This window comes from Nocardia sp. NPDC127526 (assembly GCF_042672265.1).
Lineage (GTDB): Bacteria > Actinomycetota > Actinomycetes > Mycobacteriales > Mycobacteriaceae > Nocardia.
This window is the reverse complement of sequence record NZ_JBHXVO010000003.1, coordinates 325,264-340,561: the sequence shown is the minus strand read 5'-3', so window position 1 is coordinate 340,561 and position 15,298 is coordinate 325,264. Positions and strand designations below refer to the sequence as shown.

The following is a 15,298-nucleotide window of genomic DNA, read 5'->3' as shown; positions in this document are numbered from 1 at the left end:
GGGGGAGCTCGTCTTGCGAGAGCCAACCTGCAGATTTGTATTGCGGTCTGCGCGGTGACCGTCTATTGGCTAGATGTCCTCAAACCAGAGACATGTTACAGAGCGGCGGTCCGGCCATGCTCCGGAGCGGCCAAACATATCCCAGCTCACTGGCTCGGCCCCAGTGGGATCACCGGGGCGAACGTCGCTATTTGGTCGGTCATTACCCCCGAGTAGGACATCGGTGTGAGTTGCCGCACCCGGCGGAGGGGTCCGGCGATTCGGCCGGGTGTGGCCGTGATCTCGGAGCACTCTACAGCGTGACCCCGAAACTAGGGGGTCGGTCGAATTCAGGAGTGGGCCGGATGCGGGGCGTTCTCGATGAGACCGGTCGCCCAGCCCACCGTCCATCCGGTCGCGGTGGTGCCGTTGCCGTCCACCGTGGAGCTGTTGTAGAGGCTGTGCACCGGATTGCCCGCGGCCCGCACCAGAATGCCGATGCTGCTCATGATGTTGGCCGGATTGAGCGCCTGGCGCGGGGAGTCGCAGATGAGATCGCCCGCGGCGCACATGGAGTAGGTGCGGTCGGCCAGGCTGCCGAAACCGGGCCGGGCGCCGGTCATGGTGATGCCCGGGACGTTCAGGCCGCGCAGCGCGACCTCCGCGCCGACGCCGGTCGGATTGTTGGTGCCGATCTGAATGGCCTGACCCGGGCCGGTGTCGCGGCGGCCGTCGGCGAGCAGCGCCACGCCGAGCACCTGATCCGCCGGCACCGGGCCCTTGCCGTCGCCGATGCTCGCGGCGACATCGCCGGCGATGACCGCGCCCTGCGAGAACCCGGCCAGCACATAGGTGGTCAGCGGGCAGACGCGATAGGTCTCGGCCAGCTTGTCGGTGGCCCGCCGGATGCCTTCGGAGCGGCTGTTGTTGTAGGACTGCTGCCCGTCCGGCGGAATCGCGATGGGGTTGGAGAACTGCGCCACGTACGGCACGGTGTAGACCTCGAGCCGCTCATTGGGGAACGCCGCCCGAATCGGGTTGGAGATGTGCAGCATGAGCGACGCCGGATTCGCGGTCGGGTTGTAGGGGTCGTCGGTGCTCGACGACTCCCACGTGCCGGGCACCGACAGCAGCAGCACATCCGGGCAGGATGCGGGCTGCGAGGTCGGCTTCTCCGGGCCGGGCTTCTCCGGGCCCGGCACCCGCAGGCGGCCCGCCAGCAGGTACCACAGCAGCACCACCACGATGATCGCGATCACGATCAACGCGACGGCCAGCAGGCACCCCCTGGCTTTCCGGCCCCCGGATCGGCGTCGGCTCATCACTGGTTGCAGTAGCTCGCGGTCGCGGTTTCGACGTAGATCTTGCCGGCCTGCTCGACCGTCATCTTGGACTCGTCGAAGCCCGGATCGGATCCGGCGATGGCGGTCACGTAGGTGAGGATCTGGTCGTCGGAGGCGCCCTCGGACTTGCCCTGGCACACCAGGTTCGCGGCGGTGAGCGCGATATCGGAGGCGGCCGGGCTGATGCCCTTGGCCTTCAGCGCCTCCAGGAACGTCTTGTCCCGATCGCTCAGCGGCGCGGCGTCACTGGGGGTGGTGAGGAATTCGGTGGGCACCGGCTGCGGGCGCTCCGCCTCGGTGGTGGGCGTCTCGGTGGCCTGGGGCGCGGGCTGTTCCGAAGCCGAGGTCTCGCCGCCGGGCGTGGTCGCCGCGGTGCCGGCCTTGGTCGTGGTCGGGGCCAGCGTGGGCGTGCTCGTCGCGGTCGAATCGTTGTCGCCGCACGCGGCGAGCAGTCCGGTGGCAGCGAAGGCCACGACCACGCCGAGAACCTTTCCACGGGTCCGATGCATCTATTCGCTTCCTTGCTCTGTCTGCGGGCACAGTTTCGGCCACCAGGCTAGCGGCAACCCATCCATCCGTGACCCCCTCGCAACCGAACCTCATACCTTTCTCAGTGATCGGACGGGCCGCACGGCTCAGTTGGGACGCACCTCGGGACCGAGCGCCGGGATGGGCGCCGGCACGTTCTCGGCGGGCGGGGTGACCGGTTGCTCGGCGGGCTGCGGCGCGGGCAGCACGGCCTGCGGCGCTGTGGACGGCGCCGCTTGCGGCGCAGGTAGCACGGACGGCGGCGCCGCGGGCTGGGTCACCGGCTGCGGCGTCAAGGGGGACAGGCTGGGCAGTGAGATGGGCTGCCCGGTCAGGCCGAGCACCTGGGCCTTCCCGTCGCGCACCAGGATGGAGCCGCCCTGGAAGGCCTGCTGGGTGCCGCCCGCGACCGGCACCTCGTCGCCGATCGGGAAGCCGAGCACGCCGTTCTCGAAGCCCAGCACACCCCAGGCGTCCATGATCGGGCCGGTGCGCACGCCCCAGGATCCCGACAGCGGGCTCCAATAGATACTGCCGCCTTCGAATTTCACGAACCGGCCGAAATCCTTGACCGATAGCTCCTCGGAGGCGGGGAATCCGAAGGGACTGTTCTCGAAACCGAGTTGCGCGTACTTGCCCAGGATCAGGCCCTGGAGCAGATGAGCGCCGGTCTTGGGGCTGAAGTACATGGGCCCGTTCTCGAACCCCTGCACCACGCCGTCCTTGTTCGGGGTGCGCTGTTCGGGCCCGGTGGGGTAGCCGGCCGGGCCGCGCTCGAATCCCTGTGCGCCCCAGGCGTCCAGGATGGCGCCGCGCACGGCATTGGCGCCGGTCTGCGGCGTCCAGTAGATGGAGCCGTTCTGGAAGGTCTGCCAGCGGCCGCGATTGTCCGGCAGCGCGCGCTCGTCACCGGTGGGGAAGCCCAGGCCGCTGGCCGCGCCGTCCAGACCGGAGTACGAGCCCGCGATGGCGCCGCCGACCGGATGCGCGCCCGTCGCCGGCGAGAACACCACCATGCCGTTGCGGAAGTCCTGCGCCACGCCATTGGCGATCTGATATTCGGCGGTGAGACAGTCGCCGAGCCAGGTATTGCCCTGTGCCACACCGCCGATGGCCCCGCCCAGCTTGCAGTCGCTCGCGGTGTTGTCCACGCCCAGCGCGGTCGCGGTCTGCGGCCAGGACTGGCGCATCTCGAAATCCCAGTACGGCCAGGTGTGCGTGCCGGAGGGGCGGTAGTTCACCTGCACCGGAATGCTCAGCTTCTGCAGTTTGGCCACGAAGTTCTGGGAACTCAGCCGCGACAGCACCTCCAGGCCCATGCCGGCGTAATTGGTGGTGAGGCCCGGAATGTCGGTCGGCGGATCGGTCGCGCCCGCGGTGCCGCTGCCGCTGGACACGTAGAGATTGACGCCTTTGAGCTTGTCGGCCAGCTCGTACGGGTCGTGCTCCTTCCACGCCGGACCGGTCGGCGGCCCGAACATGGCGGTGGAGTCGAAACCGCCTGCATCGTGCATGGCGAAGTTGACCATTTGCGGCATGCCGAGCGTGGTGAGCGTCAGGAAGCCGGAGTAGGAGGCGGCGTGGCGCACCCAGCCGGGATTGCGGGCGGCCAGCATCATGGCCGCGGTGCCGCCCATCGAAAGTCCCGAGACGCCACGCACTTCGGTGGCCCGCCACTGGCTTTCCAGCAGCGGCGGCAGCTCCTTGGTGAGGAAGGTCTCCCACTTGTAGTTGTGGCCGTTGAAGGGTTCCAGCCAGTCGGTGTAGAAGCTGGACTGGCCGCCCACCGGCAGCACCACCAGGACGTTCTTATCGGCGTAGAAGCCGGCCGCGCCGGCCTCCTTGGTCCAGCCGTTCTCGTCGTCGGTGGCGCGCAGGCCGTCGAGCATGAACATGACCGGGAACTTGGCGTCCGGTTTGGCGCGCCAGTCGCGGGGCAGCAGCAGCTGCACCTGAATCGGGGTCTGCATGGCGGGCGAGTTCACCCACAGCGCCACCCGGCGATCTCCCAGCCACACCGCTTTCTGCAGGGTGGCCGGGACCTGGACCGCCTGCGGCGCCTCGGGCGCGGCGGCCGCCGGTCCCGCGCCGGCGAAAGTGCCCGCGGCGAGCGGAAACACGACTGCCGCGGCGCACGCCGTCCAGCGTCTGCGCGCCCGCCCGATCCCACGAACAACTCCAGCCACACAATGTTTGTACCCCTGATCGGGCGATTCTCCGGGTAGGACGCGCGGGAATCCGAGAGAGTCAGCAAACGACCGGTTTTCTTTGTCCGGTTCGCGATCAGGCGCTCAAGAAGCGAGCGCGGCGAGGATATCCGGACGCGCATTGGCCAGCTGCTCCTGCCAATAGCCCCACGCGTGCGTGCCCCGCACCGGCAGGTCGTAGCGCGCATCGATGCCCAGCGACTCCAAGCGGGTCTTGAAGGCGCGGGTGTTCAGCATCGACAGCACCTCCAGCGCAACGGCATTCACCGTATTGAACGCCCCGACCGGCGAACTCGGATCCTCGTAACCGCCGGGCACGCCCCAGGCCGCCGAGATGTACATGGGCAGCCCGCGCAGCTGCGGCGCGAAGACGAACGGATCCATGCGCAGCCACGCCGGGCTCCACGGCCAGGCCATGGAGTCCACATTGAAGCGCCCGGCATCGAGCATGGCGATGCGAATGGCCTCGCGCATACCCGGCGCGGAGATGTTCAGATAGCCCGAGAACGAGGAGGCGTGCTTGAACTGATCGCGGTGATAGGCCGCCAGCGCCAGCGCCGCCGAACCGCCCATGGACAGCCCCGCCACCGCGTTCTTGGTGCGCGACACCCCGTAACCCTCGAGGAAGGCGGGCAGCTCCTCGGTCAGGAAGGTCTCCCACCGATACGTGAACTTCTGGCCATTGGTGCTCGAGGGCGCGCGCCAATCGGAATAGAAACTGGATTGCCCGCCGACCGGCATGACCAGGGTGATGTTGTCCTCGGCGAACATGCGCAGGGCACTGGTCTCGAAGGACCAGGCATTGAAGTCGTCGCGGGCGCGCAGACCGTCGAGCAGGTACAGCGCGCCGTCACCGCCGTCGCGCGCCCACTGCACCTGCACCTTGATCGGGCCCATGCTCGAGGGCACCATGAGCTCCTCGAATCCGCCTGCGGGGCGGCGCGGTTCGGGTGCGGGCTCCGCGACCGGCGCGGGCTCGGCCACCGGCGCGGGCTCCGCCGCCGGCGCGGGTTCGGCCACCGGCACCGGCTCGGCCGGCGGGTCGGCGAGCGCGGGCGCCGCCAACCCCGGCACCGCGATCACCGCGACGGCGGTCGCCAGCAGGCGCCGCCAGCCATGCTGTGTTGCCGCTATTCGAACCGAACCTGGGCACGACTCGCCCTGTGCTGCCATGAGAATGACTCCTGAACCGCAGGGAAAAGACACCATGGAGTGATCGGCGTCACGGACCTCGGAGCACTTTACAGTCAGCCGAGCTGAATTTCGGCCTTACCGTCCCGGAACACAATGCGGCCGTGCTGGAAATTCTGGTGCGCTCCGCCAGGAATGGGCGATTCGTCCGAAGTTGGAAATCCCAGCCGCCCAGCGGGTCCCGCCGCACCCTCGTACGCGCCGCCGATCATGCCGCCCACCGCATGCGCGCCGGTGGCCTGCGACCAGAGCACCCGCCCGCCGCGGAAATCCTGGGCCGCACCGCCGGCCACCGCGAACTCGGTGGTCAGGCACTCCCCCAGCCAGGTCTTGGCCAGTGCCACCGGCAATATCTCACCGGCGGCCGCGCAGTCCGGTTTGGCCGCTTCCACGCCGAGCGCGGCCGCCGCCTGCGGCCAGGCCTGGCGCATTTCGAAATCCCAGTACGGCCACGAATGCGTCCCGGAGGGCCGGTAATTCACCGACACCGGAATGCTCAGTTTGTTGAGTTTGGCGACGAAGGACTGTGAGGAGAAACGCGAGATGACCTCGAGGGCCATGCCCGCCCAGTTGGTGCTCACGCCCGGAATTCCACTGGGAATGTCATAGGCTCCGGCCAGCCCGCTGCCACTGGAGACGTAGAGGCTGGTGCCCCTGAGCTTTTCGGCCAGCGAGTAGGGATCGTGGGCGGCCCATTCCGCATCGCCGGGCGGTCCCCACATGGCGTCGGCGTCGTAACCGCCGGCATCGCGCATGGAATAGGCGATGGCCTGGGGCATGCCGAGGGTCGTGGTGGTGAGCGTGCCGGAGAACGAGGCGGCATAGCGGACGAAACCCTGATTGCGGGCCGCCAGCGTCATGGCCGCGCTGCCGCCCATGGACAATCCGGTCACGCCGCGCACATTGGTGGTGCGCCAGCTCTGGTCCAGCAGCGGCGGTAATTCCTTGGTGAGGAACGTTTCCCATTTGTAGGTCTTGCCATTGTCGGGTCTGCGCCAGTCGGTGTACCAGCTGGACATGCCGCCAATGGGCAATACAACAGTGATGTTCTTATCCGCGTAGAACGCTTCCGCCCCAGCGTCTTTGGTCCACCCGCTCTGATCGTCGCCGGCGCGCAGGCCGTCGAGCATGAGCAGGGTCGGGAACCGCATATCCGGTTTGCTGTACCAGTCCCGCGCCAGCAGCAACTGGACCTGTATCGGCGTGCCCATGGCCGGTGAATCGATCCACAGGGCCACGCGTCTCTCGGTCAGCCACACCACATTTCGGATCGCGGGCGCCGCTGCCGTCGCCGCCCCCGGTTCCGCGACCGCCGCGGGGGCGGTCGCCAGTACTGTCGTGATCGCCGCGAGCGCCAGCAGAGTTCTGCGCCCGCGTCTCCCCCATCCATCACACACCACAGGTGTCACACTAGTTTTCTACAGGCTCCCGGCGAAACATGGGGAGCCACAAAGAAACCGGCCGCCCCGTAGGACGGCCGGTTTCTCGCGTTTATTCGGTTCTTACTGCCCCAGGGCGGCCAGAATGTGCGGCCGCGCCTTCCACAGCTCGTCCTGCCAGTACTTCCAGGAGTGCGTGCCCGCGGCCGGGAAGTCGTAGATGGCCGAATTGATGCCCAGCGAGTTCAGGCGAGCCTGGAACAGGCGGGTGGTCACCATCGAAATGGCTTCGATGCCCATGGCATTCGCGGTGTTGAACACCCCGACCGCCGAGTTCGGCGCATCGTGCTGGCCCGGCAGACCCGAAGCCGCCGAAATGTACATCGGCAGACCCTTCAGCTGCGGCGCGAACACCGCCGGGTCCATGCGCAGCCACGCCGGGCTCCACGGAGCGGCGAGCGAGTCCACATTGAAGCGGCCGGCATCCAGCATCATGATGCGGATGGCCTCACGCATACCCGGGGCGTTCCAGTTCAGCGGGCCCGAGAACGACGAGGCGTGCTTGAACTGACCGCGGTTGAAGGCCGCCAGCCGCAGCGCGGCCGGGCCGCTCATGGACAGGCCCACCACGGCATTGTTGGTGCGCGAGACACCGTAGCCCGCAAGGAAATCCGGGAGTTCCTTGGTCAGGAAGGTCTCCCACTTGTAGGTGTACTTCTGACCGTTGGTGTTGGACGGCGACACCCAGTCGGCGTACCAGCTGGACTGCCCGCCCACCGGCATCACCAGGGTGACGTCGTCATTGGCGAACTGCTCCATCGCATTGGTCTCGAACGACCAGGCATTGCGGTCGTCACGAGCACGCAGGCCGTCGAGCAGATACAGGGCGGAGCCACCGCCATTGCGCGCCCACTGCACCTGGACCTTGATCGGGCCCATGGAGGACGGCACCATCAGCTCTTCGAAACCACCCGCCGGGGTGCGATGCATCGGCGTGTACACCGGCGCCGCGAAGGCGATGGTCGGGGCTGCTACCGCAGCGGCGGTCGGGATGGCCAGCGCCGCGGCGCCGGCTGCCAGAAGTCGTGCGCCCCAACCACGATGAGCACTACGGCGTCCGGGCTGGACTCCCTCCGGCATGGCGGACCTGCCGAAACGCATGGATACTGCTCCTTCTCTTACTGCAATAGTCTTCAGTTGTCATCGCTGCAGCACGCAGGGCAGAGCCGCAGCATGCATACTCGATGCGCTCACCCCGAATCCCGACACTTCGAAGTGAGCGAAGCGCTACCACGGTCTGGATCACACTTGCGCTCGCTGGAGGGTATTCGACCTTCCGAGCGATTGGCAAGGTGGTGCTAATGAGTGGCCGATTTCCACCATCCCGCACGACCGTAATCGTGCGGTGACCTTATCGCGAAACGCCAGTGATGTCGCGGCAACGGGAAAATCCCTTACGCCCCTTTCGACTCCGGGCCGCGTCGAGTCAGCCGATGTTCGCACTCATGTCCGGCAGCATCTTGAAGACCTGATCCTGCCAGTAGTGCCACGAGTGAACACCGTCCGGCGTGTAGTCGAACACCGCATTGCAGGGACCGAAGGACTCCATGCGCGCCTGGAAGGCCCGGGTATTGGCGAGCGCGACGGTCTCCAGGCCGACCGCATTGGTCAGGTGATAGGCGTCCAGCGGCGAGCGCACCTGATCACGCGGACCCGGCTGACCGCTGCCGCTGGAGATCCACAGCCGGGTTCCATTGGCGCGCAGGCGTTCCGCGAACACGAAAGGATCGTTGCGCAACCACAATTCGCTCCACGGCGGGCCCCACATGGCGTCGATGTTGTAGCCGCCGGCATCCAGCATCGCCATCCGCAGCGCCTCCCGCATACCAGGCGCGGAGACATTCAAATAACCGGAATATGATGCGGCATAACGGAACTGCTCCGGGTGATAGGCGGCCAGCACCAATGCGGCGCTGCCGCCCATGGACAACCCGAGCACGCCGTTGCCGCGCGGATTGAAACCCAGCCGGGCCGCGAGCGCATTGCGCAGATCCCGGGTCAGGAAGGTCTCCCACTCGTAGCGCACCGTCTGCCCATTGGTATTGCTGGTTTCCAGCCAATCCGAATAGAAGCTGGACTGGCCGCCCACCGGCATCACCACATTGATGTTCCACATGGGCAGCACCCGCGAGATCTCGGTGTCGATCTCCCAGCCGGACAGGTCATTGCGCGCCCGCAGGCCGTCGAGGGCATAGACCACGCGCTGGGTATTGCCGTCCAGCGCGCGGAAGATGCGCGTCTTGATCGGGCCCATGCTCGAATCGACCCAGAAATCGTGCCCGGCGGGATTGAAACCCGCCTGCGCCGTGGCTCCCCCACCACCCAGCGCCACCGCCAAAGGCAAGGTCAGCGCCAGGGCCGCTCCCGCCAGCGAGCGGCGCAACAGCGTGCGCCCGTACCGAACCACATCCGTGCCGCGTACCCGCACAACCCGCATCGACTCGCCTTTCACGAGCGTGGTCACCGTTGACCACATCCGAAATGCAGAATCTGTAGCCGCTCTGAAGTTCTCTATATGCCCCTATTCGGAGCCAATGACTGGCGAAACACCTCAGGATACCGAATCGTGATACGGCGAGATATCTGCACTGGTGAGGAAAATCGGACGCGACAACTGATTTCGTGGGGTCCGGGTAACTCGTCGGGTACGGGCTAAGTTGCCCCGCGCCTGACCGCTGGCACGCGAATGGGACCATCGCGGCACTTGGCCGGGCGCTGAAGTCGCGGAGAGGCGGGACTGCTAACCGATATTCGCTGACAGGTCCGGAACCATGCGGTAAGCCTCGTCCTGCCAGTTCGTCCAGGCGTGCAGGCCCGCATTCGGGAACGAATAGACCACATTGCGCGCGCCGAGGGTATCCATGCGCACCTGGAAGGCCCGGGTATTCGCCAGGGCCAGCGCCTCCAGCGGCGAACCGCGCAGCAGGCGGTCGGCCGCGACCCCGAACGGCGCCTGCAGATCCGCCTCCATCGGCAAGCCGCTGCCCGCGGCGATCCACAATCGGGTGTTGTTGGCGACCAGGGTGGGCGCGAAGACGAACGGGTCCATGCGCAGCCACTGCGGGCCCCACGGCGGCGCCATGGAGTCGACGTTGTAGCCGCCGGCGTCGATCATGGCCGTGCGGATGAGCTCGCGCATGCCGGGTGCGGAGATGTTCAGATAGCCCGAGAACGAGCCGGCGAAGCTGAACTGGTCCGGGTGGTAGGCGGCGAGCGTCAGGGCCGCGCTGCCGCCCATGGAGAGGCCGAAAGCGCCATTGCGATACGGGTTGAACCCCAGCCGATCCCGCAGCGCCCAGCGCAGCTGGTTGGTGAGGAAGGATTCCCAGTCGTAGCGGTAGCTCTTGCCCGGCCCGGCGCCGAGCACCTCGGTGGCGCCCGAACCGGTATTGGCCGAGGATCCCGCGCCCGCCGGCAGCCCGAAGAACGAGCTCGGCGCGGCCCAGTCGGCGTAGAAGCTGGACGGGCCGCCGACCGGCATGACCACATTGATGTTCCAGCTGGTCAGCACCTGCGCGATATTGGTGTCGTTCTCCCAGCCGCTGATGTTCTCGGTGGCGCGCATACCGTCCAGCGCGTACACCACCCGATTGGTATTGCCGTCCGCCGCCCGGAAGATCCGCGACTTGATCGGTCCCATGACGGGCGAGTCGACCCAGAAGTCGAACCCGGACGGATCGAAGGCCGCCGACGCTGTCGGGGGACTCACCACCGAGACCCCCAGTGGCAACAGCACCGCGGCCGCCACACCCAGAACCGTCTTTTTGAAGCCTCGGACCCGCATCGACCTAGCCCTCTCGTCAAGGAGCACAACCGACCTGCAGTACTGATCTTCGTTACGGATCGAGTATCGGACGTCCAACTCGGCGTGTTAGGCGTGTCAGGCGCGCCTTGTCCAGAACGAGACCTGTCCCGCCTCTCCTCGACTTTGGCGCCTCCGCCCCCGTCCCACACCGCAAGAGGCCCCCGCCCAACAGGGCGGGGGCCTCTTCGGCTTGGGGTTTCAGGGGCTTGCCCCTGAGAGTTCCCGAGAGTTGGTCCTATCCGAGGTGGGCGGACAAGTCCGGGAGCATGCGGTAGACCTCGGCCTCCCAGTTGCGCCAGTTGTGGACGCCGCTGGCCGGGAAGTCGTAGGTTGCGTTGCCGCCGCCCAGGGTGGCCATGCGCACCTGGAAGGCGCGGGTGTTGGCGAGGGCGAGCGCCTCCAGGGGCATGCCCTGGATGACCGACATGACGCCGGTGACGTCACCGGCGGCCGGGATGGCGCTGGCGGCGGAGATCCACAGGCGGGTGTTGTTGGCGACCAGGCGCGGCGCGAACACGAACGGGTCCATGCGCAGCCACTGCGGGCCCCACGGCGGCGCCATGGAGTCCACGTTGTAGCCGCCGGCGTCGATGAAGGCGAGGCGCATGGCCTCGCGCATACCCGGCGCGGAGATGTTCAGATAGCCGGAGAACGCGCCCGCGTACCCGAACTGATCCGGGTGGTAGGCGGCCAGCGTCAGGGCGGCGGAACCACCCATGGACAGGCCGAACACACCGTTGTTGGTCGACTTGAAGCCGAGGCGGTCACGCAGCGCATTGCGCAGATCCTGGGTCAGGAAGGTCTCCCAGGTGTAGCGGTAGCTCTTGCCCGGCCCACCGGACAGGATCTGCAGACCACCCGAGCCCGAGGACGACCCGGAGGAGGACAGCGTGCCCGAACCCGAGGCCGAACCGGTGCCGCCCTCGATGCCGAGCAGGCTGGACGGCGCGTTCCAGTCCGCGTAGAAGCTGGACTGGCCGCCAATCGGCATGACGACATTGATGTTCGCGTCGGTCAGCGCCTGCGCGACATTGGTGTCGATCTCCCAGCCGGACAGGTCCTGGCGGGCGCGCATGCCGTCGAGCGCGTAGACCACGCGGTTGGTGTTGCCGTCGGCCGCGCGGAAGATGCGCGTCTTGACCGGCCCCATCTCTGCCGAATCGACCCAGAAGTCGAACCCTGCCGGGTTGAAGGCCGCATTCGCGGCGGGAGCCGCTGCCACCGACGCCCCGAGCGGTAGCAACATGGCCACAGCCACGCCGAGCACCGACTTCTTCAACCAACCGCCGCTAGATCTCCGACGTCCTTCGTGCGCGCCTCGCATATTCCGTTCGGCCTTTCGTATCGCGTTCGTTTCCACCGCGTGCTTGTGACCACGGCGGGCGTCCCGAGACCCTATCGTGGCTGGGCTAACGGGGCGTTATCAGACTGAGACATTTGTGACCCGGGCCACTGTGCGGCGTTTTTGTGGCCCCGACCGGGCTGACCAGCGGCTTCGGCGCTGAAGCCGCCGGCGGGGTGGAGCGGAATCGAGAATGACTTAGCCAATGTTCGCGGACAGATCGGGGAGCATTTCGGTCAGCCGGGCCTCCCAGTTGGCCCAGTCGTGGACGCCGACGGCGGGGTAGTTGAAACTCGCGTTCCGCCCGCCGATGCTGTTGAACTTGGCCTCGAAGGATCGGGTGCCGAGCAGCGCCACGGCCTCCAAACCGATTGCGTTGACCTGGGAGTCGTTGACGGCGCCCTCCTCCGCGGGCAGCGTGCTGCCGCACGAGACCCACAGCCGGGTATTGGCGGACTTCAGCTTCGACGCGAACTGCACCGGGTCGATGCGCCCCCATTTCTTGTCCTTGGGCCCGGCCATGGAGTCGATGTTGTAGCCGCCGGCATCGATCATGGCGACCCGGATGGCTTGCCGGATAACGGCCATGGACATATCCAGCACACCGGAGAACGAACCCGCGAAGGAGAACTGGTCGGCGTGGAACGCGGCCAGCTGCAGCGCGGAGCTGCCGCTCATGGACAGCCCGAACACGCCGTTGCGAGTGGCGTTGAAGCTCAGGCGATCCCGGAGCGCGTTGCGCAGGTCCTGGGTGAGGAAGGTTTCCCACTTGTAGGTGTAGGTCTTGCCCGGACCGCCCGCGTTCATCTGCGACCAGCCGTTGTCCGCGGTGCCGCCGTCGGTGCCGGCCGGAGTGTCGGCGAAGGTGCTCGGCTCGTTCCAGTCGGCATAGAAGCTGGCGCGGCCGCCCACGGGCATCACCACATTGATATTGGCGGCGGTGAGCGCCCGGGAGACATTGGTGTCGATCTCCCAGCCATTGAGATCGTCGCGGGCGCGCATACCGTCGAGCGCGTACACGACCCGATTGGTATTGCCGTCCGCCGCCCGGAAGATCCGCGACTTGATCGGACCCATGGACGATTCGACCCAGAAGTCGAAACCACTGGGGTCGAAGGCCGCCCGCGCGGCGGGCGCTCCCGCCACGGTCGCGCCGAACGGTAGCAATGCCGCCAGTCCCACCCCCAGCGCCGATTTCCGCAGCACTTCTCGTCTCGTGACGCCCCGCATACCTCGTCCGGCCTTTCATCCGTTTACTGCGACAGCCGTTGCGGCTCATACAAGATCAGCCGCACCAGCTGTTATCAGAGAGCGTATCGCGGAACCGAGGTCTTGGCGTTACCGAATCGAGACTGAAACAACTCTCGGGGCTCTCAGGGGCTTCGCCCCCGAACCCCCAAACGCGAAACCCGCCCAAAAGCCCCAAAATCAAACCCCCGCGCCCGTTTTGGGCGCGGGGGTTGTTTGTCTTCGAATTACTTCGGCGCCACCGGCGCGGTCGGATCCGGGATATTGCACCGCTGCAGTTCGTACTTGGGCACCCGATCGATGCGGTACTTGGCGAACTCCAACGCGTTCTTGAAGTTGTGCCGCCAGCGCTCGAAGGTCATCGGGTCGCGGGTGGAGACCAGCAGCGCCTCGGTCTCCGGGCACTTCAATGCCGCCCGCGCCTGCGTCATCCACCGCTCGTCGAGATACCACGGCGTCCACGGGTGCTTGTCCACCATGCCGGTATCGACCACGACCCAGTCCGGGTAGAGGTTCTTATCGTGTCCGATGCGCCCGTCGGTGAGCCGCTCGGTATGCGCCGCAAGCGGATACGCCAGACCCATCTGATCGATGACCCGCACGTCCAGGGGCACGTTCATGCTGGTCATGCCGAGGTTCAGGAAGAACACGGTATGCCCGGCGCCGCCCTCGGGAATGGGCAGCGGCGGCGGCGCGATGTACCACGCCATGAACGACGGCGAGTTCAGCAGCAGACCGCCATTGGGATTGTTGGCGATGTCCTGCACCATGGCCCGCATGCGCGGGTAATCCAGGTAGTCCTCGGCCCGGATCGGATGATCGTGACCGGTATTGAGCACGTAGTAGATCCGCTCGTCCACGATGCCGGTCGAGCTGATCTTGGTGCCGGACTTGATGGCCGTGGTGTTGGCCGCGAACAGCGCCCAGCCGATGGTGCCCGCGAAGGCCAGCAGCACAATGGCGAAAGCCCAGTCCAGCCGCCGCGATCCGGGCACCCCGAACCAGCCCGCCGGCACCCGCAGCGGCAGCACCGCCACCGGCAGGATCAGGCAGAACAGCTGCGGCAGCAGCATGCGGCCGTGCATGAAGTCGCCGCCGACGCGAATCTCGTACACGGTGAGCAGCGCACCGCTGCCCAGCATGAGCGCGACCACCGCGGACGGCGAGTGCAGCCACTGGCTCAGGCGGTGGATCCGCCGGCGCAGGCTCTTGTCCTGGGCCGCATCGGAATCCGCGGTGTGGCGACCGCCCGCATGGTCGGCCCGGTACGCCAGCCCGGCGACGATTCCGGCCACGGCCAGCACCACCAGCGGCACGATGAGCCAGTACGGGCCGATGAAGTTCCACAGATAGACGAAGCCCTGACCCCACTTGGCCCCGCCCGCGTCCTTGGCCACGGCGGTGTTCGGGTAGGGCAGGCCGTAGTAGCCCATCCGCCAGATCTGGTAGCCGACCGGCACCAGGCCCGCGACCGCCACGATGAGCGCACGGAACACCATGGGCCGCAGCCGGGTTTGCGGCAGCGGCGCGCAGAAGATCATGAGCAGGGCCAGCGCGCCGACCAGCGTCATCTCCGGCCGGATCAGCGGGGCCAGGCCCGCGAAGAACACCAGCCCGAAAAAGTTGGCCAGGCGCGGCTGCTCGGTCTGGCTCCAGCGAATCAGCCACCACCACAGCACGGCCAGCCAGAAGATGACCAGACTGGACTCCAGCCCGGAGGTGGCGTAGTCGCGCGCCGGCGGCAGCGCGATGTAGACCAGCACGCCGGCGGGCAGCAGCAGCGCGGAACCCGTTCCGCCCCACAGCCGGGCCGCGCCGAGCATGGCGAATACGACCGCCAGCACCGACAGCGTGAGCGCGATGCCGAGCACCACGTACTCCAGCCGGATCTGGGTGAGCCAGCTGAAGAACCAGACGATGTAGGTCCAGGCCGTGCTGGTGTTCGCCTCGACGCGCTCGTCCATATTGAACACGGGACCATTGCCCGCGAGCAGGTTGCGCACCGTGCGCAGCACGATCAGGCCGTCATCGGCGATCCAGCGCCGCTGCCAGCCGCCGGCCGCGAACACGGCCGCGGTCAGCAGGATCCCACCGACGAATACGGTTCGGGATAGTCGCGTGAAGCCGCGCGCGGAATCGACCGCACGACGGCGGGCGCGTCCGACCGGCAACTGTGCCGTCGGCGCGCCCTCCTCTCGCTCTTCTCCCTCTACCAC

Annotated in this window: 10 protein-coding genes and 1 pseudogene; all 11 read right to left on the bottom strand. The window is 67.1% G+C overall.

From position 1 onward, the window contains the following. Window positions 1-329 precede the first annotated feature (329 nt). The 11 genes and pseudogenes from ACFVIV_RS07735 to zomB all read right to left on the bottom strand — a co-directional run bounded on the left by ACFVIV_RS07735 (window position 330) and on the right by zomB (window position 15,298). The gene (locus tag ACFVIV_RS07735) at window positions 330-1,301 is read right to left on the bottom strand and encodes a cutinase family protein (protein ID WP_379193999.1); all 972 of its coding nucleotides are present in this window, start codon (window positions 1,299-1,301) and stop codon (window positions 330-332) included. Then, window positions 1,301-1,831, bottom strand: coding sequence for a DUF732 domain-containing protein (locus ACFVIV_RS07730; RefSeq protein ID WP_379193998.1), 531 nt, complete (start codon window positions 1,829-1,831; stop codon window positions 1,301-1,303). The genes ACFVIV_RS07735 and ACFVIV_RS07730 overlap by 1 nt, the downstream gene beginning before the upstream one ends. Before the next feature lie 126 nt (window positions 1,832-1,957). Then, window positions 1,958-4,036 (bottom strand): alpha/beta hydrolase-fold protein, encoded by a 2,079-nt coding sequence (locus tag ACFVIV_RS07725; RefSeq protein ID WP_379193997.1) that lies wholly within the window; start codon window positions 4,034-4,036, stop codon window positions 1,958-1,960. A gap of 105 nt (window positions 4,037-4,141) precedes the next feature. Next, window positions 4,142-5,230 (bottom strand): alpha/beta hydrolase, encoded by a 1,089-nt coding sequence (locus tag ACFVIV_RS07720; RefSeq protein ID WP_379193996.1) that lies wholly within the window; start codon window positions 5,228-5,230, stop codon window positions 4,142-4,144. 113 nt (window positions 5,231-5,343) lie between these two features. Further along, window positions 5,344-6,657 (bottom strand): annotated as a pseudogene (locus tag ACFVIV_RS07715) (alpha/beta hydrolase-fold protein); the annotation flags it as partial. Window positions 6,658-6,750: 93 nt separating this feature from the next. After that, window positions 6,751-7,788 (bottom strand): alpha/beta hydrolase, encoded by a 1,038-nt coding sequence (locus tag ACFVIV_RS07710; RefSeq protein ID WP_379193995.1) that lies wholly within the window; start codon window positions 7,786-7,788, stop codon window positions 6,751-6,753. A gap of 325 nt (window positions 7,789-8,113) precedes the next feature. Next, window positions 8,114-9,124 (bottom strand): alpha/beta hydrolase, encoded by a 1,011-nt coding sequence (locus ACFVIV_RS07705; RefSeq protein ID WP_379194206.1) that lies wholly within the window; start codon window positions 9,122-9,124, stop codon window positions 8,114-8,116. Window positions 9,125-9,427: 303 nt separating this feature from the next. After that, a complete protein-coding gene (locus tag ACFVIV_RS07700) occupies window positions 9,428-10,471 on the bottom strand; it encodes an alpha/beta hydrolase (protein ID WP_379193994.1) in 1,044 nt (347 codons plus the stop codon). A 256-nt stretch (window positions 10,472-10,727) separates the two neighbouring features. Continuing rightward, on the bottom strand, window positions 10,728-11,816 hold the full coding sequence (locus ACFVIV_RS07695; protein ID WP_379193993.1) for an alpha/beta hydrolase: 1,089 nt from the start codon (window positions 11,814-11,816) through the stop codon (window positions 10,728-10,730). 216 nt (window positions 11,817-12,032) lie between these two features. Further along, the gene (locus ACFVIV_RS07690) at window positions 12,033-13,064 is read right to left on the bottom strand and encodes an alpha/beta hydrolase (protein ID WP_379193992.1); all 1,032 of its coding nucleotides are present in this window, start codon (window positions 13,062-13,064) and stop codon (window positions 12,033-12,035) included. A gap of 245 nt (window positions 13,065-13,309) precedes the next feature. Further along, the gene (gene zomB / locus ACFVIV_RS07685) at window positions 13,310-15,298 is read right to left on the bottom strand and encodes a flagellar motor control protein ZomB (RefSeq protein ID WP_379193991.1); all 1,989 of its coding nucleotides are present in this window, start codon (window positions 15,296-15,298) and stop codon (window positions 13,310-13,312) included.